We start from the raw sequence: 23,921 nt of genomic DNA, 5'->3' as shown, positions 1-23,921 counted from the left end.
GCCCCGGCCGGCGCTGCGGCCGGCCGACGCGGGCACCCGGGCGGGCGGGCGGCCGCCGCGGCGGGCCTCGATGAGCGCGACGGCCCGCTCGGGCAGCCACGCGGAGGCCGTGCCGCTGTCGTCGTTGTCGGCGCTCTCGGAGGCGAAGAGGTGGGGTGCGAGCTGTGCCTGGAGGTCGGCGGGGGTGGGCCGGAGCGCGGCCTCCATCTGCATGCACGACTCGATGAGGGGGCGCAGCTCGTCGGGCAGCCCTTCGAGGTCGGGACCCTCCCTCAGCAGCATGAAGACGGTCTCGACGGGGTTGGCGCCGTGGAACGGCGCGTGCCCGGTGGCCGCGAAGACGAGGGTCGAGCCGAGGGAGAAGACGTCGCTCGCGCCGGTCACGCTGCGGGAGTCCTTGGCCTGCTCGGGCGACATGTACGCGGGCGTGCCCACGGCGACGTTCGTCATGGTCAGCCGGGTGTTGGAGACGCCGGACGCGATGCCGAAGTCGATGACGCGCGGCCCGTCCTCGACGACGAGGACGTTGGACGGCTTGAGGTCACGGTGGACCAGGCCCGCGCCGTGGATGGACTCCAGGGCCTCGGCCACGCCCGCCGCGAGCCAGCGCACCGCCTGAGTGGGCAGCGGCCCGTGTTCATTCACTATTTCTTCGAGGGAGGGCGCGGGGACGTACGCCGTGGCGAGCCAGGGCACGGCGGCCCGCGGATCGGCGTCCACCACGGCGGCCGTGTAGAAGCCGGACACGGCGCGGGCGGCCTCGACCTCGCGCGTGAAGCGGACACGGAACAGCTGGTCCTCGGCGAGCTCGGTCCGCACCGTCTTGATCGCCACGCGTCGCCCCGACGCGGAGCGCGCGAGATAGACCAGTCCCATGCCACCGGCACCAAGTCGGCCGAGGACCTCGAACGGGCCGATCCGCCTCGGATCGTGCTGCGTCAGCTGATCCACCACTTGCCTTGCCACCTCCCCGTACGCGGCCGTCGAAGAAGACAGCCCCGTGCAGCGTCTCACCACCGAGCCGCTACGGCGGCACGCACCCTGATTCTTCCTGTCCGAGCCGGTCGTTGCGAACCCGGGGCGGGATCGGGGTGTCTCCGGACAAAACCCCGCCTCTGATCACCGCGGGGCGCCCGTTCGGGCCCTCGGACACAGGTTCTCAGTTCTGGAGGACGGCGAACGTCGCCCCTTGATTGTCCGTGAGGACCGCGATCCGGCCGTACGGAGTATCGGAGGGCGGCGCCTGGACGCGGCCGCCGAGCCGGGTCGTCGTGGCGGCAGCGGCGTCGGCGTCGTCGACGCCGAAGTAGACGAGGAAGTGCGCGGGCATCCGCGCGGGACTGTAGCGGCCGGGAGCACCGGAGCCGCCGGGAGCCCCGGCATCGGGGAGCAGGCTGCGGCCCCCGATCGCCGTGTCCGGTCCCGGCTCGGCGCCCGCGGGCGACCAGACGCGGAAGTCCACGCCGTCGAGGTCGAGGTCGACGCCGCCGTATCCGAAGACGCCCTCGTAGAAGGGGTCGACCAGGTCCTTGTCCCGCGAGTACACCTCGGTCCAGCAGTACGAGCCGGGCCGCTGCCGCCTGCCGAAGCCCTGGTGGGTGCCGGCCTGCCAGAGCCCGAAGACGGCGCCTTCGGGGTCGGCGGCCAGGCCCATCGTCCCGAACGGCGCGACCGGTCTGGCCTCGGTGATCATCGAGCCGCCCGCGGCCTTGATGCGCCCGGCAAGCGCGGCCACGTCGGGCGTGGCCAGGTACACCGTCCATACGGTGGGCATGCGGCCGTCGGCCTTGGGCGCGAGGGCGGCGACGGGCAGGCCGTCGCGGTACGCCTGGGCGTACGGCCCGTACTGCTCTCCCGCGCCCGCGTCGAAGGTCCACCCGAAGAGCTCACCGTAGAACCGCTTGCCGCCCGCGACGTCGGGGAGCATCGCGTCGGCCCAGCAGGGCACGCCCTGCGCGTATCCGCCCCCCGGTTCCTGCTCTGCGTAGTCCATGCCAGTCAAGCTAATGGCCCGCCCCGGCCTCCGCAGCGCGCACATTCGAACGTATGGCCCATTCTGGTGGGGTGAGCCCTCCGCCGCGCTCACGCGCCCCAACCCCATTTGCACTCGGCCGAATCGCGCTCCGATCACCCCTCGGTAAGCTGACGGCATGACAGGACAGGTACGTACCGTCGACGGCCGCGTGGCCGGTCGGCGCGGTCAGGCAACGCGACAGAAGCTGCTCGACTGCCTCAGCGAGATGCTCAGCTCCTCGCCCTACCGGGACGTCAAAGTCATCGACGTCGCCCGGAAGGCGGGGACTTCACCCGCGACCTTCTACCAGTACTTTCCGGACGTCGAAGGCGCCGTCCTGGAGATCGCCGAGCAAATGGCCGCGGCGGGCGCCGAGTTGACCCAGCTGCTCGACGGGCGCTCGTGGGTCGGCAAGGCCGGCTGGCAGACCTCCCAGGACCTTGTCGACGGCTTCCTCGACTTCTGGCGCAAGAACGACGCGATCCTCCGGGTCGTCGACCTCGGCGCCGCAGAAGGCGACAAGCGCTTCTACAAAATCAGGATGAAGATCCTCAACTCGGTCAACAACTCCCTTACGGACACCGTCAAGGAGCTGCAGGCCAAGGGCAAGGTCGACAAGGACGTCAGCCCCGCGGCCATGGCGGGCTCCCTGGTCGCGATGCTCGCAGCCGTCGCCTCCCACCAGCGCGGATTCCAGACGTGGGGCGTGAAGCAGACCGAACTGAAGCCGAACCTGGCTCTGCTGGTACATCTGGGCGTAACCGGCAAGAAGCCGACGAAATAGCCCTGGCGGGCAGCCCCCTCCCGACCCCCAAGTCCTGTCAGCCCGACGGCGGATCACCCCGGTGATCCGCCGCTGTGGTCTGTACACCCGCGCCCCGCCCCCCCCTCAGCGGCGTTCCAGACGGAACAGCCGGATCTCCCGGTCCACCCGGGACTGATACGTGGCGTACGGCGGCCAGAACTTCAGCGCTGCGGCCCAGACCTCCGCCCGCTCCGCGCCGCAGAGCAGCCGCGCCCGTACCGGAATGTCGGTGCCCCGCCAGCTGATCTCGGCGTAGGGTTCGGCGAGCAGATTGGCGGTCCACGCGGGGTGGCCGGGCCGCCCGAAGTTGGACCCGATCAACACCCACGTACCGGCCTCGCCCTCGGGCATGCACGCCAACGGAGTACGCCGCACCAGCCCGCTCCTCGCCCCTCGCGCGGTCAGGACGACGCCGGGCAGCATCCGCGCGCTCAGCAGCACCTTGCCACGGGTCAGCCGGTGCACGGCGCGGTCCATCGCGGGGATGAAGTGCGGGGCGAGCTTCGCGAAGGTCCGGGTGGACGACATCTTCTGCATCAGCCGCAGCCCGGGCGCCATCAGACGGCTTCCCCGAGCCGGGCGCGGCTCTCGCTCTCGCGCCCCTCACGGACCACCCGCTCCGATCCCCCGCCCCCACTCTCCCCCCGGCCCGCGAACAGACCGGCCCGCTCCGCCGCCCGTGCCCGCAGCCGGTGCACGGGCCCGAAGAGCAGTTCGTCGCCGGCCGCCCGCTTGAAGTACAGGTGCGCCTCATGCTCCCAGGTGAAGCCGATCCCGCCGTGCAGCTGCACCGCTTCCGACGCGGCGGTCCGCAGCGCGTCGAGCGCCTGGGCGAGCGCCAGCCCACCGGCCCGTTCAGCACCCTGCCCGCCGGACCCGGCGGTCTCCGCGCCCGCGGCCCACGCCGCGTAGTAGGCGGCCGATCGGGCCGCCTGCACCTGCACGTACACGTCGGCGAGGCGGTGCTTGACCGCCTGGAAGGAGCCGATCGCGCGACCGAACTGCTCGCGTTCCTTGACATATTCGACGGTACGTTCAAGGGCCCGGTCCGCGGCGCCGACGGCCTCGGCGGCGACGACCGTGGCCGCGACGTCCCCCACGGCGGCGAGCGCACCGGGCACATCGGCTTCGTCCCCGCCCAGCAACTCCGCCTCGACGTCACGCATTTCGACCCGCGCCTGCGTGCGGGTCTCGTCCAGCGCGGTCTGCCGCGTCCGCACCAGGCCGGGCGCGCCCGCGCGTACGAGGAAGAGAAGCGTGCGGGACCGGGCGAAGCCGCCCGCGTGCGCGGCGACCACGAGAAGCCCCGCGCTGTGCCCGTCGACGACCTGCTCGGCCTGCCCGTAGAGCCGCCAGACCCCACCGGCGAGACGCGCCTGCACGCCGCCCGCGCGCCCCCCGCCCGCCCAGTCACCGCGGTTGTCCCCGACGAGGCCGAGCGCCGTGGCGAGCCCGGCGCCGGGGACGGCGAGGGCGGCGGTCAGCCGGCCCGCGGCGATGCGGGGCAGGAGTGCGGCGCGCTGCGCGTCGGCGCCGAGGGCGAGGAGGAGCGGGGCGGCGAGGACGGCGGTGGCGAAGAGCGGTGTCGGCGCGAGTGCACGCCCCATCTCCTCGCACCCAAGGGCGAGTTCAGCCGTCGCGCAGCCAACCCCTCCGTACGCCTCGGGGATCGCGAGGCCGGGCAGCCCGAGCTGTCCGGCGAGAGCGGTCCACAGGGCGGGGTCGTGACCGGCCGGGGTGCGCACGGCCGCCCTGACCTCGTCGGGCCCGCACCGCTTGGTGATCATTTCGCGAAGGGTGCGGCGGATCTCGCCCTGCTCCGCACTGAAGGCGGCGTCCATCGGCAGGCTCCTCCCCCGGGCACGGGGCCCGGACCCGAATCTGACGGGCCGTCATGTTAGGCCGACGGCACGGATATGCACAGAGCGCCGACGCGGCGATGCGCTGCCGAACACCCCGACGCACCCGGACGCACCCGGACACCCCCGGACAGCCAACGCCCCCCGTCCCCCGGGGCGCCCCACCCCTGACTCGCGCCCCATTACCTGATGTACCGTCAGATTCATGGTTGCCACGACCCGCAACACACACCGCCCCTCCCCCCGCCCCACGCCCCGCGAGGTCGCCGTCGTCGGTGTCGCGCTCTCGGACTGCGGCCGGGTCGACGAGGCCACGCCCTACGCCCTGCACGCCCAGGCGGCCCGGCGCGCGCTCGCCGACTCGGGGCTCGGCCGCGAGGTGATCGACGGCATCGGTTCGGCGGGCCTCGGCACACTGGCACCGGTCGAGGTCGCCGAGTACCTCGGGCTCGCACCCCGCTGGGTGGACTCGACCTCGGTCGGCGGGGCCACCTGGGAGGTCATGGCGGCGCACGCGGCGGACGCGATCGCCGCGGGCCGCGCCAACGCCGTCCTCCTCGTGTACGGGTCGACGGCCCGCGCGGACATCAAGGCGGGGCGCCGCACGTCGAACCTCTCCTTCGGCGCGCGCGGCCCACTCCAGTTCGAGGTCCCGTACGGCCACTCCCTGATCGCCAAGTACGCGATGGCCGCCCGCCGCCACATGCACGAGTACGGCACGACGCTGGAGCAGCTCGCGTCGGTGGCCGTACAGGCGCGGGCGAACGCGGCGACCAATCCCGACGCGATGTTCCGCGACCCCATCACCGTCGACGAGGTCCTCGACGGGCCGATGATCGCGGACCCCTTCACCAAGCTGCACTGCTGCATCCGTTCCGACGGCGGCTGCGCGGTCCTGCTCGCCGCGGCGGAGTACGTGCGGGACTGCGCGTCCGAACCGGTGTGGGTGCTCGGCGCGGGCGAGCACGTCTCGCACACGACGATGTCTCAGTGGCCCGACTTCACGGTCTCCCCGGCAGCGGTCAGCGGCCGCCTCGCCTTCGAGCGGGCCGGGGTGCGGCCCGCGGACATCGACATCGCGGAGATCTACGACGCGTTCACCTACATGACGCTGGTGACCCTGGAGGACCTCGGCTTCTGCGAGAAGGGCGAAGGCGGCCCCTTCGTGGAGAAGGGCCGCCTGCTCCGGGACGGCGCACTCCCGACCAACACGGACGGCGGCGGCCTCTCCGCCCAGCACCCCGGCATGCGCGGCCTCTTCCTCCTGGTGGAGGCGGCCCGCCAACTCCGCGGCCAGGCGGGCGCCGGCCAGGTCAGACGCCCCGACGGCACCCTGCCCGAACTGGCGGTGGCATCGGGGACGGGCGGGTGGTTCTGCTCGTCGGGGACGGTGGTGCTGGGACGGGGGTGACGGAACGGATCGAAGCCCCGAGTTCCGAGTGGGGACAATCGCCGTATGACGACACCACCCTCGAAGCACGCTCCCGGAGACCGCCCCGCCCACCCCGCGACCGCGTTCCAGCAGCTGTTGAGGGCGCAGCGGGTCTGGGACGTCGAGTTGCCCGGATTCGACCCCGCCACCGCGCCCGCCGCGCCCCTCCCCCTCTTCCACGCGTGGTTCGCGGAGGCGGTGGCCGCCGGGCAGGCCGAGCCGCACACCATGGGCCTGGCGACAGTGGCGGAGGACGGCGGTCCCGATGTGCGGACCGTGATGCTGCACGATGCCGACGACCACGGCTGGCACTTCGCCTCGCACGCGACCAGCAGGAAGGGCCGCCAGCTCGCGGCCAGGCCGGAGGCGGCCCTGCACTTCTACTGGCCGGCGCAGGGCCGGCAGATCCGGATCAGGGGCCGGATCACCACGGCACCGCACGCCGAGAGCCTCGCCGACCTGCACGCGAGGTCGACCGGCGCGCTGGCCGCAGCACTGGTCGGCCGCCAGAGCGAAGTGCTGAACTCCTACGAGGAGTTGGAGGCGTCGTCAGCCAGTGCCTGGGAGCGCGCGCAGGCGGAGCCGGACGCGGACGCTCCCACCTGGACCCTGTACGTGCTGGACCCGCTGGAGGCGGAGTTCTTCCAGGGCGATGCCCGGCGCCGTCACGTACGGCTTCGGTACAGCCGGACGGAGCCGACCGGCACGGCTCCGGACGACGGCTGGACCAAGGAGCTGCTCTGGCCGTAACGGAACGGGGCCAGGAAACTCAGAGCCCGCTCCCCCTCCGGAAGCCGTGCTGCGCGAAGTCCCGCACGGGGCGGTATCCGATGCGCTGGTAGAGGCCGTTGCTGGTCGGGTTGGCCAGGTCCGTGAAGAGCAGGACCTCGGCCGCGCCCGCGTCGAGGGCGGCGCGGGTGACGGCGACGGTGGCGGCGCCGCCGTAGCCGCGGCCGCGGAGCCCGGCGGGGGTGTAGACGGGAGCCACACGGACCTGGCCCGCGATCCGCAGCGTGGCGCCCGCCATGCCAACGGGGAGACCGTCGGGGGTTTCCCAGAGGGTGACGCCTCCGTAGGAGAGGCGGGCGTCCACCCAGTCGCCGGAGTCCATCGCGGGCGGCTCTCCGACGGCTTCGGCGAACTCCTGGTGCCAGCGGACCAGCAGGTCCCGGTCCGCCTCGGTGGCGAGCCGGGCCCGCCCGGCGGGCGCGGGCTCGGGCGGGGTGAGGGTGCCGAGCCTGTACAGGCGCTGCCGGGTGTCGAGCGTGCCGGTGGCTCCGGTGTGCCGCTCCCAGGCCCGGGCGAAGTTCTCGGCGGTGACGTGCTCGGCGGCGACCCCGGGCAGGTCGGGATCGGCGTCGGCGAGCCGCCGGGCGAGGGCGTCGGCGGCCTCGGGGGTGACGGGGCTGAGCGCCAGGCGGTGCGGCGGGGTCCGTACGAAGGCGCCCCGGACGGTGCCGTCGGCGTCGGCGCAGGTGCCGAAGAGGGGCGCTCTTCCCCCGTACACCTGGAGCCCCCGCAGGCGCAGCATCTCGGTGACGCTGAGCAGGACGGTGTGCAGGGCGGGCTCGGAGTGCAGCAGCTCGCCGGCGCGGGCCATGAACGCTTCGAGGTCGTCGGTCAACCACCAGTCGGAGGGCATGAGTCATCGTGGCCCGGACCCCCCGGACTCCGCCTCCGAATTTCAGGCGGCTCAAGAGGGCCGGAACATTCCGGGCGGCTCAAGAGGGCCGGAACACGGCGACGGCCACGCCCTCCGCCACCACCCGGAAGGTCACCTCCACAGCCATCCCGACCCGCAGCACGCCCTCGTCGCAGTCGACGATCTCCGTCATCATGCGCGGGCCCTCGGCGAGGTCGACGACCGCGGCGACGTAGGGGACGCGGCTGCCGAACGGCGGGAGGTCGTTCCGGTGCACGACCGACCAGGTGTAGAGCGTGGCCCGCCCGTTGGCCCGCTCCCAGGTGACGTCCTCGCTCCAGCAGCGCGGGCAGAACTCGCGCGGGTAGTGATGGGCCACGCCGCACGCCCCACAGCGGCGGATGAGCAGTCGCCCCTCGGCGGCGGCGTCCCAGTAGGCCCGGGTGAAGGCATCGGCTTCGGGAAGATCGAAGCGCGGCGCGGCGCGCTGGTCCGTACTCATGAGAGAACTCCGATCGCGTAGTAGCCCGTGTCCGCAACTGACCGGAAGGCATGAGCCGACACGACGCCCGCCCCAGCACGAACCAGCCAATCCCACTCACCCACCCACTCACCCACCCAAGCCCCCACTCAAGCCCAGACCAACTTCCTGACGGCACGTCAGTTCACCGCACCACACACCGACCACGCAAGACCGAAACATTCCCCGCCCCACCCCACCCCGCCCCACCCGCCACCCCCACCCCCCGTGATCAATTCGCAATCGGTTTCGGACTTGACCGTCACCCATCAAGTAATCGCGCGATTACTCTCCAGTCATGGCCGACTCGCCCCCTCCGCTTACGCCCCGGCAGGACCGTCCCGTGTACGTCATCGGCGCCGGACCCGGCGGCCTCGCCGTCGCGGCGGCCCTGCGCGCACGCGGCGTCCGCGCGGTCGTCCTGGAGAAGTCCGAACGCGTCGGCGCCTCCTGGCGCGGCCACTACGACCGCCTCCACCTGCACACCACACGCCGCCTCTCCGCCCTGCCCGGGCTCCCCATCCCCCGGTCGTTCGGCCGCTGGGTGTCACGCGACAACGTCGTCCGCTACTTGGAGAAGTACGCCGAACACCATCAGCTCGACGTCGTCACCGGCGTCGAGGTGACCGGCCTGGAGCGCGCCGCCGACGACACCGGCTGGCTCCTGCGCGCCACCGGCGGCCGCGAACTGACCGGCAGCGCCGTGGTGGTCGCCACCGGCTACAACCACACCCCCCACCTGCCGGACTGGCCGGGCCTGGACACATACACGGGCGATTTCCTGCACGCGGCCAACTACCGCAACCCCGCCCCCTACACCGGCAAGGACGTCCTCGTCGTCGGCGTCGGCAACACCGGCGCCGAGATCGCCGTCGACCTCATCGACGGCGGCGCGGCCCGGGTCCGCCTCGCGATACGCACCGTGCCGCACATCGTGCGCCGCTCCACCGCAGGATGGCCCGCACAGCTCTCCGGCATCCTGTGCCGAAGGCTCCCGGTCGCGCTCGTCGACCGGCTCGCCAAACCAATAGCCAGGCTCGCCGTCCCCGACATGTCGGCGCAGGGACTGCCGCGCCCGGACACCGGCCTGTACTCACAGGCCCGGCAGGGCGCTGTCCCGGTGCAGGACGTGGGCCTGATCGACGCCGTCCGCAAGGGCCGGATCGAACCGGTCGCCGCCGTGGAGTCCTTCGAGGACGGCAAGGTCGTCCTCGCCGACGGCAGGAGGATCGCCCCGGAGGTCGTCATCGCGGCCACGGGATACCGACGCGCCCTAGAAGGCCTGGTCGGCGACTTCAACCTCCTCGACACCCGCGGCCGCCCCACCCCCCACGGCCACCGCACCGCGAAGCAGACGCCCGGCCTGTACTTCACCGGTTTCACGAACCCGATCAGCGGCATGCTCCGCGAACTGGCCCTGGACGCCCAGAAGATAGCGAGGGCGATAGCCCGCTAGACGGCCGGGGGGGCACCCCCACCGGCCCGCAGTGACAGACGCGCGCGAGGGGCCGTGGGGGGTATGTGCGCACGGAGCACCGAGCACACTGTGCCGCCTTTGTCCGCACGACGTGACGCAGGGATAGCGAGTACGCACATACCCCCCACGGCCCCGCCCCACGACACCCCTGAAGAGCGCCGCACCCGCCAAACCCCACAGCACCCGCCGACCACCCTTCACGCGCCCCACCCGCACCCATCCCGCCCCGACGGCTGATTCGCGACCTTGGCAACGCCAGGACGCTACGGTTCCGTAGACGTCACAGGCCACGCACGCACCCCCGCACCCCCGCACGCCCTCCCCGCCCCACCCTCGCGCCAGGCTTTGCCTGCAACCCCATTCCTGACGCAGCGTCAGTTCAGTAATCTGACTATGCGTCAGTTAAGTGCTGTCACACAGGAGCGGGCGGACCGATGCTTGGATCGACTCACGGCACCTTCACCACCGACCCCCGCCGCGCGCATGTTGTGGCCTGCGGCGAACTCCCTACCGGCGCCGTCCACGGCAGAGCCGTCACGGCGGACGACCTGGACGTCAGCGGCCGGCCCCTCTACGCCGGCGTACCCGACCTCGACCGCTTCTTCCGCCCCGGATCCGTCGCCGTCGTCGGCGCATCGGACGCCGACGGGCGCCCCAACACCGGCATCACGCGCCAGCTCATCGCCTGGGCCGAGCGGGTGGGCGCGCGCCTGCACCCCGTACACCCCACCCGCAACTCGGTCTTCGGCGTCCCCTGCGTCGCATCCGTGGCGGACCTGCCGGAGCAGGTCGACCTGGCCGTACTCCTGGTCGCAGACCCACTCCCCGTGATCGAGCAACTGGCAGACGAGAAAACCAAGTTCGCCGTGGCCTTCGCCTCGGGTTACGCGGAGACCGGCGAGGAGGGCGCGGCCGCCCAGACCCGCCTGGCGGCCGCCGTCCAGCGCTCCGGCCTCAGGCTGCTCGGCCCGAACACGAACCTCAACGCCTTCGAGAAGTTCCGCGAGGACCTCGAAGGCCCGGCCATCGCGCTGATCACCCAGTCGGGCCACCAGGGCCGCCCCGTCTTCGCCCTCCAGGAGCTCGGCATACGCCTGTCCCACTGGGCGCCGACCGGCAACGAGGCGGATCTGGAAACCTCCGACTTCATCTCCTACTTCGCGGAGCGCCCCGAGGTCGGCGCCATCGCCTGTTACGTCGAGGGTCTCAAGGACGGCCGCGCCTTCCTGCTCGCCGCCGACCGGGCGGCCCGGCGCGGCGTACCGGTGGTCGCCGTGAAGGTCGGCCGCACCGAGACCGGTTCCCGCACGGCCGCCTCACACACCGGCAAACTGACCGGCGCCGACACCGTGGTGGACGCGGCGATGCGGCAGTTCGGCGTGATCCGGGTCGACGGGCTCGACGAGCTGCAGGACACGGCCGCCCTGCTGGCCCGCGCCCGCCCGCCGCAGGCCACCGGCGTCGCCGTCTATTCGATCTCGGGCGGCACGGGCGCGCACTTCTCGGACCTGGCGACCGAGGCGGGGCTCGCGCTGCCCACGCTCTCCGACGCCAAGCAGGCGGAGCTGCACCAGTGGATACCGGCGTACCTGAACGTCGCCAACCCCATCGACAACGGCGGGCACCCCGTCGGCGACTGGCGCGGCAGCAAGATCATCGACGCGATCCTGGACGACCCTGAGGTAGGGGTACTGATCTGCCCGATCACCGGCCCCTTCCCGCCGATGAGCGACAAGCTCGCGCAGGACCTGGTGGACGCGGCGGAACGGACGGACAAGCTGGTGTGCGTGGTGTGGGGCTCGCCGGTCGGCACCGAAGAGGCCTACCGCACGACGCTCCTCGGCTCCGCGCGCGTCGCAACGTTCCGCACCTTCGCCAACTGCATCACGGCGGTGCGCGCCTATCTGGACCACCACCGCTTCACGTCCGGCTACCGCTCCCCGTTCGACGAGGCGCCGCGCACCCCTTCCCCCTCGTTCCGCAAGGCGCAGGCGTTGATGCGACCCGGCCAGCAGCTCAGCGAGCACGCGGCGAAACAGCTGCTGCGCGCGTACGGGATCCGGGTGCCGAGGGAGCAGTTGGTGACCAGCGCGGCGGCGGCCGTACGGGCGGCGGGGCTCGTCGGCTATCCGGTCGTCATGAAGGCGTCGGGACCGCAGCTCGCACACAAGACCGAACTGGGCCTGGTGAAGATCGGGCTGACCTCCGCGAGCCAGGTGCGCGACGCCTACCGGGAGCTCACGGACACGGCCCGCTACGAGGGTGTGGCGCTGGACGGCATCCTCGTCTGCCAGATGGTGGAGCGGGGCGTGGAGATGGTGGTCGGCGTCACGCACGACGCGCTGTTCGGGCCGACGGTGACGGTCGGGCTCGGCGGCGTACTCGTGGAGGTCCTGCGGGACGCGGCCGTGCGGGTGCCGCCCTTCGGCGAGGAGCAGGCGAGGGCGATGCTGTCCGAGCTGCGGGGCCGTGCGCTGCTCGACGGGGTCAGGGGCGCGGCGCCCGCGGACATCGAGGCGCTGGTCGAGGTGGTGCTGCGGGTGCAGCGCATGGCGCTCGAACTGGGCGAGGACATCGCGGAGCTGGACATCAACCCCTTGATGGTGCTGCCCCGGGGCCAGGGAGCGGTGGCACTGGACGCGTTCGCGGTCTGCCGCTAGACGAACCCGCACCCGCACCCACACGAAACGGAGCCACACCCTCATGCCAGCCTCAGCCTCCCCCGACCCCACTCTGAACCCCAACGCCGTCCCCAACCCCAACCCCGCCCCGAACCCCCAACACCAACAGAACCACCAACCCCCGTCCGCCCTCGATTCATTGATACTCCACACCACTGACAACGCGGTCTCATGGATCACGCTCAACCGCCCCGAGGCCATGAACGCCGTCACCTGGGACCAGCGGGAACGCGTCATCGCACTCCTCAACGAGGCATCCGGCGACCCGACGGTGCGGGCGGTAGTGATCACCGCAACCGGCAAGGGTTTCTGCGCGGGCGCCGATCTGCGCGGAGCCCCGTCCACGGGCGAGCGCGTGCCGGGAGACGTCGCCCGCACCATCAGGCAGGGCGCACAGCGGCTCGTCTCCGCGGTCCTCGACTGCGAGAAGCCGGTGATCGCCGCGGTGAACGGCACCGCGGCGGGCATCGGCGCCCACCTGGCGTTCGCCTGTGATCTGGTCGTCGCGGCGGAACCGGCCCGTTTCATCGAGGTGTTCGTGCGCCGGGGGCTCGTGCCGGACGGCGGCGGGGCCTATCTGCTGCCCCGGCTGATCGGCCCGCGGCGGGCCAAGGAGCTGATGTTCTTCGGGGATGCCGTGTCCGCCGCCGACGCCGAACGGATGGGCCTCGTCAACCGTGTCGTACCGGCCGCCGAGCTGGAGAAGACGGCGCGGGCCTGGGCCGAGCGGCTGGCGGCGGGCCCGACCCGCGCGCTCGCCCTGACCAAGCAACTGGTCAACGCGTCACTGGAGTCGGACCGGGCGACGGCCTTCGCCGCGGAGGCAGCGGCCCAGGAGATCAACATGACGACGGCGGATGCGAACGAGGGCGTGGCGAGCTTCGTGGAGCGCCGCGCGCCCTCGTACCGTGGACGCTGACAAAGCGACGGCCACGGGCAGCCCCCCCCCAAAGCCACCACCAAGAGCGCCCCAAAAAAGCCCCCCCCAAAAAAAGAGGCCACCACCAAGAGCAACCGCAGAAAGCCGCCCTAGAAGGACCACCGACCCTCATCGCTCCCGATGCAGTATTTCGAGGTCCGGCGAGTCCATGTCCCCGGAGTTCACGAAGAGTTCGGGCTCACCCTCCGTGCCACCGACGAGCCAGGTCTGCCGCTCGCTGCACCCACCGGGCCCCGGGCCCACCTCAACGGCCGGCCGCTCCGAGAACCCCTCAACGCCCATGCTCCACACCCCCGTGGCACCGCCGCAGGAGGCCAGCTCCGCGCGATGGTCCGCGTACAGCCGGAAGAGGACCTCTCCCCCGTCCTCGCTCCGCCACGCGCCCGCCACCTGCGCAGGGGAGAGCCGCGGAGGCTCGTACTCCTTGATGAGGCCGGTCAGCGTGGCGAGGACGGCCGCGCCGATGAGGGCCGCGGACAGGCCGATCGAGATGAGTCCCGACAGGATCCAGACCTTGCGCAGGGGCCTGCCGAGACGCGCCTCGCGCCGACGGCAGTACGCGACGTTCAGCGCGGGGACGAGGCCGCTCGCCGTGAAGCAGGACACCAGCAGGACGAGGGGCCCGCCCAGCAGGGCGAAGAACCCGGCCCACGCCGCGCCGACGACCGGCAGACACCCCACCGACCAGGCCCATTCCGTGCCGCGACCGCTCCACGCGGCGCCGCGTCGCCCGAGCCAGACGGCCGGGAGCGTCAGCACCGCCGAGTGCAGCAGGCCGAGGACCGGCAGCAGCAGCGGCGCGAAGAGGACGGCGCAGAAGAGGCCGAAGTACGGGCCGCCCCCGATGCCGTGGTCGTCATCGTCGAGCGACAGCACGAACAGCAACAGCCCGGCCACCGGCAGCTGCGCCGCGCATGCCGCCCCGGCGGCCCGCATATCCACGTCGCCCCAGGTCCGACGCGTTTTCCCCCACTTCATGCGAGTGAAGATACGCGTGGGGCGGCAGCGATCCGGCCACGCCCTTCACATCTGATGCCCCGTCAGCTTCAATGGTCGGTGTGATGGGACACGCAGGGATGGCGGCCACCGCCGTTCGATACCTCAGGTCGGTCGGGGCCCGCACCACGACGGCCCCCGTCGAGGTCCTTCCGCGCCCTCAGCTGCGCGCGGTCGGCGACGACGAGCGGGCGCCGCTCGACCGGGACGAGTTCCGCAGGGTGCTGGGGAACTTCGCGACGGGCGTCACCGTGATCACGGCACCGCCCGCCGAGACAGCAGGAGCGGCAACGGGACCAGGCCCGGGGCCGGGGCCGGGGCCGGAGCCGGGCCCGGGAGCGGGCCCCGCCGGCTTCGCCTGCCAGTCCTTCGCCTCGCTCTCCCTGGACCCACCGCTGGTCTCCTTCATGGTGGCGCGTACGTCGACGACGTGGCCGCGCATCGCGCGCGCGGGCGTCTTCTGCGTGAACGTCCTCGGCGCCGACCAGGGCGAGCTCTGCCGCGGCTTCGCGGTGAGCGGTGCCGACAAGTTCGCCGGGGTGGTCTTCGACGCGGCGCCGGTCTCCGGTTCGCCGCGGCTGGCCGGCGCGCCCGCATGGATCGACTGCACGATCCAGGCCGTGCACACCGGCGGCGACCACCTCATCGTGGTGGGCCGGGTGGACGCCCTGGGGACGGCCGACGGCGACGCGGACCCGCTGCTCTTCCACCGCGGAAGATTCGGCCGCTTCACCCGCTGAGGCCGCCGCGTCTCCAGGGCCCCACACCGCCCGGCACCACCTCAGGCCACCCCGCAGCACCTCACGCTGCCCCGCACCACCTCACACCGCGACCGCCACAGCGTCCGCCTCCCCCGGGACCCGCCGCCGGATCACGAGCACCATCAGCGCCGCCGCCGCGCACAGCGCCCCGGAGGCGTACCAGACCACGTTGTACGAGCCGAAGACGTCCCGCGCCACGCCACCGAGGAACGCGACCAGGGCTGCGCCCACCTGGTGCGAGGCCAGGACCCAGCCGAAGACGATCGCGCTGTCGTCGCCGTACTGCTCACGGCACAGGGCCAGGGTCGGCGGGACGGTGGCGACCCAGTCGAGGCCGTAGAAGACGATGAAGAAGATCATCGGCGGGTGGACGTTCGGTGCGAGCAGGACCGGCAGGAAGAGGAGCGAGACACCGCGCAGCGCGTAGTACACAGCGAGCAGGCGCCGGGAGTCGAAGCGGTCGGTGAACCAGCCCGACGCGACGGTCCCGATGATGTCGAAGATCCCGATGACGGCCAGCAGGGAGGCGGCGGCCCTGACGCCCATGCCGTGGTCGTGGGCGGCGGGCACGAAGTGGGTCTGGATGAGCCCGTTCGTCGAGGCGCCGCAGATCGCGAAGCTGCCGGCCAGCAGCCAGAAGGGGCCGGTGCGGGCGGCCTTGAAGAGCGCCGTGACCGCGCGCCGGGCCGCGCCGGGGACGGGCGGGGGCTTCTCGACGAACTCCGTCGCCCCGTAGGGCTTCAGGCCCACGTCGGCCGGGTGGTCCCGCAGTAGCAGCCAGACGAAGGGGACGACCGCCAGGGCGGTGAGCGCGACGGTCACGGCGGCGGGCCGCCACTCGTACGTTTCGACGATCCAGGAGAGCAGCGGCAGGAAGATCAACTGACCTGACGCGGACGCCGCGGTGAGGATTCCGCTGACCAGACCGCGCCGCTCCGTGAACCACCGGTTGGTTACGGTGGCCGCGAAGGCGAGCGCCATCGACCCCGACCCGAGCCCGACGAGCAGCCCCCAGCACAGCAGCAGCTGCCACGCGGAGTTCATCCACACGGTCAGGCCGGACCCGCACGCGATCACGACCAGCGCGACGGCGACGACCCTGCGGATGCCGAAGCGGTCCATGAGCGCGGCGGCGAACGGCGCGGTCAGCCCGTACAGCGCGAGATTGACGGAGACCGCGAGCCCGACGGTGCCGCGCGACCAGCCGAAGTCCTCGTTCAGCGGGTCGAAGAGCAGACCGGGCAGCGAGCGGAACGCGGCGGCGCCGATGATCGTCACGAAGGTGACGGCAGCGACGAACCACGCGCGATGGATACGGGGAGTACGGCGCTGGGGCGCGTCGGGCGGGGAGGAGATCCGCGCGGGCGTCTCGGTTGTCTGGGTCACGTCATACAGCATCGGGAGGTGGTCCGTCCCGAACGAGTGGCCCGAGGGCCAGCCTTCGCTAGGATCGGGCCATGGCCCTCCCTGTCGCCACCGCAGAGCCCACCGAAGAGCCGCCCACCGGAGCAGCCAGAGCAACTGGAACAGCCGGAGCAGCCGAACCGTCCGGACCGGACAGGCACCGCGTCGTCGTCCTCGCCCTGGACGGCGTGATCCCCTTCGAACTGGGCATCCCCCAGCGCATCTTCAAGGGAGCGCGCACCCCCGAACAGCACCCCCTCTACTCCGTCGTGACCTGCTCGGTCCGCCCGCCGGGCCCCGTCCGCACAGACGCCGACTTCGCGATCCTCGTCGAGCACGGCCCCGAGGCGCTGGCCACCGCCGACACGGTCGTGATCCCGGCGTCGTACGAGCTCGGCCCGGTGTACGAGGAAGGCCGCCTCGCCCCCGAACTGGCCACCGCCCTCGCCCACATCAGGCCCGGCACGCGGCTGGTCGCCATCTGCACGGGCGGGTACGTTCTTGCCGCCGCGGGTTTCCTGGACGGCCGCCCAGCGACCACCCACTGGTCATCGGCCGACCACTTCCAGCAGCTCTTCCCGCAGGTCGAGGTGGACCCGGACGTGCTGTTCATCGACGACGGCGACGTGCTGACGTCGGCGGGCGTGGCCGCCGGCATCGACCTCTGCCTTCATGTCGTACGCCGCGACCACGGCACCGCGGTCGCCAACGAGGTGGCCCGCCGCACCGTCGTACCGCCGCACCGCGACGGCGGCCAGGCCCAGTACATCCACCGTCCGCTGCCCGAACCGCAGTTGGCGACCACGCGGACCGCGCGGGCCTGGGCGCTCGGCCGCCTCGACCAGCCGCTGCAACTGCGCGACATGGCGGAGCAGGAGGCGATGTCGGTCCGCACGTTCACCCGGCGGTTCCGCGAGGAGGTGGGCGTCAGCCCCGGCCAGTGGCTGACGCGGCAGCGGGTGGAACGGGCACGCCACCTGCTGGAGTCGACCGAGCTCTCCGTCGACCAGGTGGCGCGGGACGCGGGGTTCGGCACGGCCCAGTCGATGCGGCAGCACCTACAGGCGGTGGTCGGGGTCACCCCCACCACGTACCGCCGAACCTTCCGGGACGTCGCCGCGGGCTGATTCCCCGGCCTCGACGACCACGACCGCACCCTCCCCCCGCACAGCCTCCGCGCCCGCGGGCTTCACCTCCCCCAGCACCCCGATCACGGTCAGCACCACCCCGAGCCCCACCCCCGCCAGAATCGCGGTGGACGGCGAGACGACGCTCAGCAGCCCGCCCGCCAGCGAGCCGCTGGCCGCGTAACCGGCGCCCACGGAGGCGTACATCACCGAGTAGCCCGCCGCGAGGGCGCTGGGCGGGAGCACCTCGCGCAGCGAGAGGTTGCGCGTGAGCATGGCCCCCGCCTGGAGGACCCCGGCGACGACCAGGACCGCCAGGAGCCACCGGACACCGGGCAGCACAGCCACCAGCGCCAGGCACCCGGAGACCGAGAACATCAGCACCATGCTCTGCGTCCGCAGCCGTCCGGGCCAGCGCCGCAGCCCGTAGACGAACGACCCCACGGCCGACCCCAGCGCGAGCCCCGCGAGCAAGGGCCCCGCCCAGCCCACCTCGATGCCCCGCTGCTCAAGAAGCGCGGGCAGCACCAGTTCGGCGAGGGCGAGCATCGACAGGCTGGCCGCGCCCGTCACGAAGACCGGCCAGGCCCGTACGAGGATCCGCGCCATCGACTCGCCGCCCCGGTCACCCGCGTCCGATTCCCACCCCGCGGGCAGCAGCCACAGCCCCGCCGCGGAGGACGCCATGAGCACGCCCGCAAGCAGCAGCGGCAGCGCGGCGGACACCCCCAGCGCGAGCCCCGTCACCGCCGCGGGAGCGACCGCCCACACGGCGAAGGTCAGCATCGACTCGACGGCCAGGGCCTGGGCGACGGCCTGATCCGGCACGAGACCGGTCAGCAGCGCGCGCAGGCCGCCCGGGGACGCGGCGGGCGCGGCCCCCGCGAGGAAGGCGAAGCAGCCGAGCGCCAAGGGGTGCGCGTCCGGCAGCGTGCCGAGCGCGGCGAACGCGAGGGCGCCCACGGCCAGGCCCGCGGCCAGGTGCGGGCGGGCGCGTTCGGGCCGCAGCCGCATGCCGAGCAGAGGGGCGCCGGCGATCTCTCCGGCGACGTACGCCGCGGCGAGCACCGCTCCCAGGGTGTAGCCGCCGGGGCGGTCCCTGACGAGGAAGACGAGGGCGAGGGGGGCGGCCGCCACGGGCATCCTCGCCCCCACGGCCACGGCGGCCCACCGCACCACGGCCCCGGACACGACCTCGCGATAACTCATACGGGGACGCTAGTTGGCCGCGCCTTCGACGTCGTCCCGTTTTAGGGGGCCGCCCCACCACAGCACCACAGACGCTCAGAGCGCCAGAGCCCCACTCGCCGTTCTCTCAGTACTTCCAGTACTTCAACGCTTCAACGCTTCAACGCTTCAATGCAGGAGTTCCCACTGGTTCGCGCGGCGGTGATCCTTGGGCCGTCCGAAGGGGTGCCGCATGGGGAACATGGCGCCCGGGGGTTCTCCCCACCCCGCAGGGGGTCGCTGGCCGGACCTCGGACAGGCCCGCTGACCGGATGGATCAGTTCCTCTTGATCACGGAGGCTGGGCACGTCGCACATGCTCGTCCGATCGGAGAACCAGTGTTCAGTCCGAAGTCCTCGCGCCGCACGGTGGCACGCACCGCCGCGGTGGTCCTGGCGGGAGCGGCGTGCGCCGCCATGATGACCGGCAGCGCCGAAGCCATCGTCAACGGGAAGGATTCCACGCAGCGTTATCCGTCCATGGTGTCGATCCCGGTAAAGGGTGTGGACGACCCTACTTTCAAGGGTGTCTGCGGGGGATCGTTGATCGACTCGAAGTGGGTGCTCACGGCCGCCCACTGCGTGGACCCGACGCTCGTCACCCTGGACGGCACCGTCAGGATCGGCAGTGAGCGGAAGAACTCCGGTGGCACGCTCCGCTCCGTCGCCAAGACGGTGTCCCACCCGGGCTACCAAAACGGCGCCCCCAACCGCAACGACATCGCTCTGATCCGCCTCAACCGCCCGGTCGCCGAGAAGCCCATCCGCATCGCCGACAGGCCGGGGCGGCCCGGCACCCCGACCCGGCTCCTGGGCTTCGGCACCATCGATGACGCACTCGACCCCACCCGGTGGGTCTTCCCCAACCGGCTCCAGGAACTCGACACGCGCAGGGGCGCGGTCTCCGAGTGCGCGCCTGGTTACGCGGACAGCACCCGCCTGTGCACGATCAGCCAGGTGCCCAAGGCCATGGCATGCAACGGCGACTCGGGCGGCCCCCAGCTCCAGCGGGACCGGAAGGGGCGCTGGGAACTCATCGGCGTCACCTCGGGCCCCGGCGCCCCGGGCGTGCGCTGCAGCGAAGGTCCGGGGCTCTACACCAGCGTGCCCGCCCACGCGGGCTGGATCCACGAGACGACAGGCACCAACGGCTGATTCGGGACGTCGACACTGTGCCGGTGCGCTCGCTCTGCCGTACGCACCGGCATATCCGTCCGTCCACCTGGCCGCCGTCCGGGTTCTCCGCGAAGGGGAGTTGGGGGGCGGCCGTCGTCGGCGCCTGCGGCGCCCTCGCCGTAGGCGCTTCCTCCGTGCTTGCGTCGGACCGGGGTGGAGGGTGCCGGGCGGGCGGGTCGCGCCAGGTCGGGGTGGCGGTGCGGGTGAGGCGGCGGAGCATGACCGCGTACCCGGCCGACCGTGAAGCCCCGGAACCGGACACCCCGTCTTCAAGCACTTCAAGCACTACGAGTCAGTCGAGCACTCTCAGAACACACCCACGCAGAACGTCAGAACGTCAGCACCCCCCTCGCCACCCTCCCCGCCCCCGCGTCCTCCGCCGCCTTGGCGAAGTCCTCCACCGCGTACGTGGTCGTCACCAGTTCGTCCAGCAGGAGCCGCCCGCTGCGGTACAGCTCCGCGTACAGTGCGAAATCCCGCTGCGGCTGTGAACTCCCGTACCGGCAGCCCAGGATCGACTTGTCCAGGAACATGGACGCGACGACGAACGACGCCTCCGCCCCGGGCCCCGGCATCCCGAGCAGCACCGCCTGTCCGTGCCGGTCGAGGAGGTCGACCGCTTCCCGGACCAGCTCGACCCGGCCCACGCACTCGAAGGCGTGGTCGGCCCCGTGGGGCAGCACCTCCCTGACCCCGTCCGTCGACGCGAAGAAGTGCGTGGCCCCGAACTGCCGCGCCACCGCCTCCTTCGCCGGGTTCGCGTCGACCGCGACGATCGGCGAGGCCCCGGCGATCCGCGCGCCCTGCAGCACGTTGAGCCCGATGCCGCCCGTGCCGATGACCACGACGGAGTCGCCGAGCCCGACCTCGGCCCGGTTCAGCACGGCGCCGACCCCGGTCACGACGGCGCACCCGATCAGCGCCGCCGACGTGAACGGAATGTCGTCCGGGATCTTCACGGCCTGCACCGCCTTGACGATCGTGCGTTCCGCGAAGGCGGAGCTGGCCGCGAACTGGTACACGGGCCTGCCGCCCCGCGAGAACGGCTGGTCCGGCGTGCCGATGGCCTTCCGGCACATGGTCGGCCTGCCCCGGTCGCAGTCCGGGCAGGCCCCGCAGCCGGCGATCGTGGAGAGCGCCACGTGGTCCCCTGGCACCACATGCCCGACCCCGGCGCCCACCGCCTCGACGACCCCCGCCCCCTCGTGCCCGAGTACCACGGGCGGCGGGAACGGAATGGTCCCGTCGATCACCGAGAGGTCGCTGTGGCACAGCCCCGCCGCGGCCACCGCGACGAGCACCTCCCCCGGCCCCGGGTCCCGTATCTCCAGGTCGTCGACCACCTCGGCCCGCGTTCCGTCGAAGACAACGCCCCTCATCACGCACGCCCCTCACCGAGGCCCTCTGGCCTCTCTCGGCAGACCGAGCACCCGCTCGGCGATGATGTTCCGCTGCACCTCGTCGGAGCCGCCGTAGATGGTGTCGGCGCGGCTGAAGAGGAAGAGCCTTTGCAGGGCGTCGAGTTCGTAGGGTGCCTCGGCGCTCCAGTCCTCGGGCCCCACGGCGGCGGCCGTGCCCCGCACGGCCATGGCGAGCTCCCCGAGCCGCTGATGCCACCGCCCCCACAACAACTTGGCGACACTGGGCGCCCCGACACCCCCGGCCCCGATCCCAGACCCGGTCCCATCCCCGGCCCCCGACCCAGACCCAGACCGGGCCCCACCCCCGGCCCCGGTCCCAGATCCCGACCTGGAACCCGACTTGGCACCGCCCCCAACTCCGCCCCCAACCCCGCCCCCGGCCCCCGAACTCCCCAACGTCCGCAGCGCGTTCCACCGCATGACCCGCAGCTCCGCCCACTGCCGCACCAGCCGCTCCCGCACCACGGGGTCCTCCACCGCGCCGGAGGCGGCCGCTTCCCGCAGGACGCCCGCCAGTTCCTCCGCGAAGCCGATCTGCTGCACCAGGGTGGAGACGCCCCGCTCGAACCCGAGCAGCCCCATGGCGACCCGCCACCCGTTGCCGACCCCGCCGACCACGTGGGCGCCACGCGCGCGTGCGCCGTCGAAGAAGACCTCGTTGAACTCGGACGTCCCGGTCAGCTGCTGGATGGGCCGTACGTCGACGCACCCGGGCTGATCCATCGGCACGAGGAGCAGGGACAGCCCTTCGTGTCCACGCCCGCCCGCCTCGGCGCCCTCCCCGCCCGCCTCGGCGCCCTCCCCGGCCCCCGTGCGCGCCAGCACGAAGCACCAGTCCGCCTCCCGCGCCAGCGAGGTCCAGATCTTCTGCCCGGTGACGCGGAAGTCCACCCCGTCCCGCACGGCCCGCGTCCGCACCCCCGCGAGGTCGGAACCGGCACCCGGCTCGCTGTACCCCTGGCACCACAGCGCCTCGCCGCGCGCGATCGGCGGCAGGAACTCGTCCCGCTGCTCCTGGCTGCCGTACGCGAGGAGCGTCGGCGCGAGCAGGTTCTCCCCGATGTGCCCGTAGCGTCCGGGCGCCCCGGCCCGCGCGTACTCCTCGGCCCAGACGACCTGCTGGGTCAGGGTGGCACACCGATTCCCGTACGGCCCAGCACCCGTACCCGTACCCGTACCCGTACCCGTACCCGCGCCCGCGCCGGAAGCCGCCCCCTCACCCACCCCCCACCCGAGCCCGATCCACCCGTCCCGCCCCAACTCCCGTTCCCAGGCCCGCCGTACCTCGCCCCCCTCGTGCTCGCTGCCGGGCCCGCCCCGCCCCACCGCGGACGCGAAGGCGCCGGTGAGGTGTGCGGCGAGCCAGGCCCGCGCCTCGGCGCGGAACGCCTCGTCCTCGGGGTCCTCGGGTCCGAAGCCGAACTCCACCGGTCCTCCCCCGCCTACTCGTTCGGCCGTTCGCGGCCGGCCGCCGCCCTCGCCATGGCCTCAAGACGCGCCAGCAGCGGCATCGGGTCGGTGCCCACCGTCCCCGGCAGGAAGTCGGCGATTTTCTCCGGTGTCCAGGGGCCGTCCGCCGCGTACCCCGCGCGCAGTTCCCGCGGCTGCGCCCACACCGCGATCTTGGGCCCGGCGATCGTGTAGACCTGCCCGGTGATCTCCTCCTCGCGGGCGCGCTCGCTCAGCAGGTAGACGACGAGCGCGGCGACGTCCTCCGGCTCGCCGATCTCCTTGAGCTCCATCGGCACGTTGGCGGACATCCGCGTACGGGCCACGGGAGCCACGGCGTTGGCGGTCACCCCGTACTTGTGCAGGCCAAGGGCCGCGCTCCGCACCAGCGAGATGACGCCGCCCTTCGCGGCGCTGTAGTTGGCCTGCGCCACGGAGCCCTGGTGGTTGCCGCTGGTGAAGCCGATCAGCGTGCCCGAGCCCTGCTTGCGCATCACCGCGGAGGCGGCCCTGAAGACGGTGAACGTCCCCTTCAGGTGTGTGGCGACGACCGGGTCCCATTCCTCCTCGGACATGTTGAACAACATCCGTTCCCGCAGGATCCCGGCGACGCAGACCACTCCGTCGACGCGCCCGTACTCGGCGAGCGCGACGTCGACGATCCGCTGCCCGCCCACCATGGTCGAGACGTCGTCGGCGACGGCGACGGCCTCGCCGCCCGCCGCCCGGATCTCCTTGACGACGGCGTCGGCTATCTCGCTGGTCGGTTCGCCGCCCGCCATGGAGACGCCGTAGTCGTTGACGACGACCTTCGCCCCCTCGGCCGCCGCGGCGAGCGCGACGGCCCTGCCGATGCCGCGCCCGGCGCCGGTCACGGCCACCACCTTGCCTGCCAAGAAGTTCCCCACGCCCGGCCCCTTCCCGCGGTTTCTGACGGACCGTTAGATTCTATGACCCGTCAGATACCGAAAGACAAGCCCCGCGGAGGACT

The 23,921-nt window shown here is 72.5% G+C and carries 21 protein-coding genes; 9 read left to right on the top strand and 12 right to left on the bottom strand.

The features are described 5' to 3' along the window. Both ACFVYL_RS10360 and ACFVYL_RS10355 read right to left on the bottom strand, forming a co-directional pair. On the bottom strand, positions 1-954 hold a 954-nt coding region (locus ACFVYL_RS10360), incomplete at its 3' end, for a serine/threonine-protein kinase (RefSeq protein WP_389714350.1). 205 nt (positions 955-1,159) lie between these two features. Further along, a complete protein-coding gene (locus tag ACFVYL_RS10355) occupies positions 1,160-1,993 on the bottom strand; it encodes a VOC family protein (protein ID WP_389714349.1) in 834 nt (277 codons plus the stop codon). 157 nt (positions 1,994-2,150) lie between these two features. On the opposite strand from ACFVYL_RS10355, the gene ACFVYL_RS10350 reads away from it, so the two are divergent. Further along, positions 2,151-2,798, top strand: a complete 648-nt coding sequence (locus ACFVYL_RS10350) for a TetR family transcriptional regulator (protein WP_389714348.1) — start codon at positions 2,151-2,153, stop codon at positions 2,796-2,798. 105 nt (positions 2,799-2,903) lie between these two features. Here the strand turns inward: ACFVYL_RS10350 and ACFVYL_RS10345 are convergent, their stop codons facing one another. Beyond that, entirely contained in the window at positions 2,904-3,377 is a 474-nt protein-coding gene (locus ACFVYL_RS10345) for a nitroreductase/quinone reductase family protein (RefSeq protein ID WP_389714347.1), read from the bottom strand. Further along, the gene (locus ACFVYL_RS10340; protein ID WP_389714345.1) at positions 3,377-4,660 is read right to left on the bottom strand and encodes an acyl-CoA dehydrogenase family protein; all 1,284 of its coding nucleotides are present in this window, start codon (positions 4,658-4,660) and stop codon (positions 3,377-3,379) included. Before ACFVYL_RS10340 ends, ACFVYL_RS10345 begins: the two co-directional genes overlap by 1 nt. Positions 4,661-4,883: 223 nt before the next feature. Between ACFVYL_RS10340 and ACFVYL_RS10335 the strand changes: the two genes are divergently transcribed. Both ACFVYL_RS10335 and ACFVYL_RS10330 read left to right on the top strand, forming a co-directional pair. Further along, positions 4,884-6,089 (top strand): acetyl-CoA acetyltransferase, encoded by a 1,206-nt coding sequence (locus tag ACFVYL_RS10335; RefSeq protein ID WP_389714343.1) that lies wholly within the window; start codon positions 4,884-4,886, stop codon positions 6,087-6,089. Between the two features lie 45 nt (positions 6,090-6,134). Next, positions 6,135-6,860 carry a pyridoxal 5'-phosphate synthase gene (locus ACFVYL_RS10330; protein WP_389714341.1) on the top strand — a complete coding sequence of 242 codons (726 nt, stop codon included), beginning with the start codon at positions 6,135-6,137 and terminating at the stop codon, positions 6,858-6,860. Between the two features lie 19 nt (positions 6,861-6,879). Here the strand turns inward: ACFVYL_RS10330 and ACFVYL_RS10325 are convergent, their stop codons facing one another. Together ACFVYL_RS10325 and ACFVYL_RS10320 are read right to left on the bottom strand one after the other, a co-directional pair. Further along, positions 6,880-7,752 carry a GNAT family N-acetyltransferase gene (locus ACFVYL_RS10325; RefSeq protein WP_389714340.1) on the bottom strand — a complete coding sequence of 291 codons (873 nt, stop codon included), beginning with the start codon at positions 7,750-7,752 and terminating at the stop codon, positions 6,880-6,882. 79 nt (positions 7,753-7,831) lie between these two features. Further along, positions 7,832-8,254: a Zn-ribbon domain-containing OB-fold protein gene (locus ACFVYL_RS10320; RefSeq protein WP_389714339.1), complete on the bottom strand. Its 423-nt coding sequence runs from the start codon at positions 8,252-8,254 to the stop codon at positions 7,832-7,834. Positions 8,255-8,570: 316 nt separating this feature from the next. Here ACFVYL_RS10320 and ACFVYL_RS10315 point away from each other — a divergent pair, with 316 nt between their 5' ends. The 3 genes from ACFVYL_RS10315 (at position 8,571) to ACFVYL_RS10305 (ending at position 13,349) form a co-directional block, all read left to right on the top strand. Further along, positions 8,571-9,728: a flavin-containing monooxygenase gene (locus ACFVYL_RS10315; protein WP_389714338.1), complete on the top strand. Its 1,158-nt coding sequence runs from the start codon at positions 8,571-8,573 to the stop codon at positions 9,726-9,728. A gap of 455 nt (positions 9,729-10,183) precedes the next feature. Next, positions 10,184-12,409 (top strand): acetate--CoA ligase family protein, encoded by a 2,226-nt coding sequence (locus ACFVYL_RS10310; RefSeq protein ID WP_389714336.1) that lies wholly within the window; start codon positions 10,184-10,186, stop codon positions 12,407-12,409. Positions 12,410-12,452: 43 nt separating this feature from the next. Then, the gene (locus ACFVYL_RS10305; RefSeq protein ID WP_389714335.1) at positions 12,453-13,349 is read left to right on the top strand and encodes an enoyl-CoA hydratase/isomerase family protein; all 897 of its coding nucleotides are present in this window, start codon (positions 12,453-12,455) and stop codon (positions 13,347-13,349) included. Between the two features lie 129 nt (positions 13,350-13,478). Here ACFVYL_RS10305 and ACFVYL_RS10300 read toward each other — a convergent pair whose 3' ends face one another. Further along, entirely contained in the window at positions 13,479-14,348 is an 870-nt protein-coding gene (locus tag ACFVYL_RS10300) for a hypothetical protein (RefSeq protein ID WP_389714333.1), read from the bottom strand. Between the two features lie 83 nt (positions 14,349-14,431). On the opposite strand from ACFVYL_RS10300, the gene ACFVYL_RS10295 reads away from it, so the two are divergent. Beyond that, positions 14,432-15,106 carry a flavin reductase family protein gene (locus ACFVYL_RS10295; RefSeq protein ID WP_389714332.1) on the top strand — a complete coding sequence of 225 codons (675 nt, stop codon included), beginning with the start codon at positions 14,432-14,434 and terminating at the stop codon, positions 15,104-15,106. A gap of 81 nt (positions 15,107-15,187) precedes the next feature. Here the strand turns inward: ACFVYL_RS10295 and ACFVYL_RS10290 are convergent, their stop codons facing one another. Beyond that, the gene (locus ACFVYL_RS10290) at positions 15,188-16,513 is read right to left on the bottom strand and encodes an MFS transporter (protein ID WP_389714331.1); all 1,326 of its coding nucleotides are present in this window, start codon (positions 16,511-16,513) and stop codon (positions 15,188-15,190) included. A gap of 71 nt (positions 16,514-16,584) precedes the next feature. Here ACFVYL_RS10290 and ACFVYL_RS10285 point away from each other — a divergent pair, with 71 nt between their 5' ends. Beyond that, positions 16,585-17,658 carry a GlxA family transcriptional regulator gene (locus ACFVYL_RS10285; protein ID WP_389714330.1) on the top strand — a complete coding sequence of 358 codons (1,074 nt, stop codon included), beginning with the start codon at positions 16,585-16,587 and terminating at the stop codon, positions 17,656-17,658. Here ACFVYL_RS10285 and ACFVYL_RS10280 read toward each other — a convergent pair. After that, the gene (locus tag ACFVYL_RS10280; RefSeq protein ID WP_389714329.1) at positions 17,590-18,867 is read right to left on the bottom strand and encodes an MFS transporter; all 1,278 of its coding nucleotides are present in this window, start codon (positions 18,865-18,867) and stop codon (positions 17,590-17,592) included. The genes ACFVYL_RS10285 and ACFVYL_RS10280 overlap by 69 nt on opposite strands. A 290-nt stretch (positions 18,868-19,157) precedes the next feature. Here ACFVYL_RS10280 and ACFVYL_RS10275 point away from each other — a divergent pair, with 290 nt between their 5' ends. Continuing rightward, positions 19,158-20,039, top strand: coding sequence for a S1 family peptidase (locus ACFVYL_RS10275; protein WP_389714328.1), 882 nt, complete (start codon positions 19,158-19,160; stop codon positions 20,037-20,039). A 350-nt stretch (positions 20,040-20,389) separates the two neighbouring features. Here ACFVYL_RS10275 and ACFVYL_RS10270 read toward each other — a convergent pair whose 3' ends face one another. Genes ACFVYL_RS10270 through ACFVYL_RS10260 form a run of 3 tightly spaced genes read right to left on the bottom strand, consistent with a single transcriptional unit; the run spans position 20,390 to position 23,838 of the window. Further along, on the bottom strand, positions 20,390-21,439 hold the full coding sequence (locus ACFVYL_RS10270; RefSeq protein WP_389714326.1) for a Zn-dependent alcohol dehydrogenase: 1,050 nt from the start codon (positions 21,437-21,439) through the stop codon (positions 20,390-20,392). 12 nt (positions 21,440-21,451) lie between these two features. Next, entirely contained in the window at positions 21,452-22,909 is a 1,458-nt protein-coding gene (locus tag ACFVYL_RS10265; RefSeq protein WP_389714324.1) for an acyl-CoA dehydrogenase family protein, read from the bottom strand. Positions 22,910-22,923: 14 nt separating this feature from the next. After that, positions 22,924-23,838 (bottom strand): SDR family NAD(P)-dependent oxidoreductase, encoded by a 915-nt coding sequence (locus ACFVYL_RS10260; RefSeq protein WP_389714323.1) that lies wholly within the window; start codon positions 23,836-23,838, stop codon positions 22,924-22,926. Between the last annotated feature and the right edge of the window lie 83 nt (positions 23,839-23,921).

This window comes from Streptomyces sp. NPDC058308, assembly GCF_042880275.1.
In the GTDB taxonomy this organism is placed as follows: Bacteria; Actinomycetota; Actinomycetes; order Streptomycetales; family Streptomycetaceae; genus Streptomyces.
Note: the sequence above shows the minus strand (reverse complement) of the source record. Positions and strands in the feature narration are given on the sequence as shown.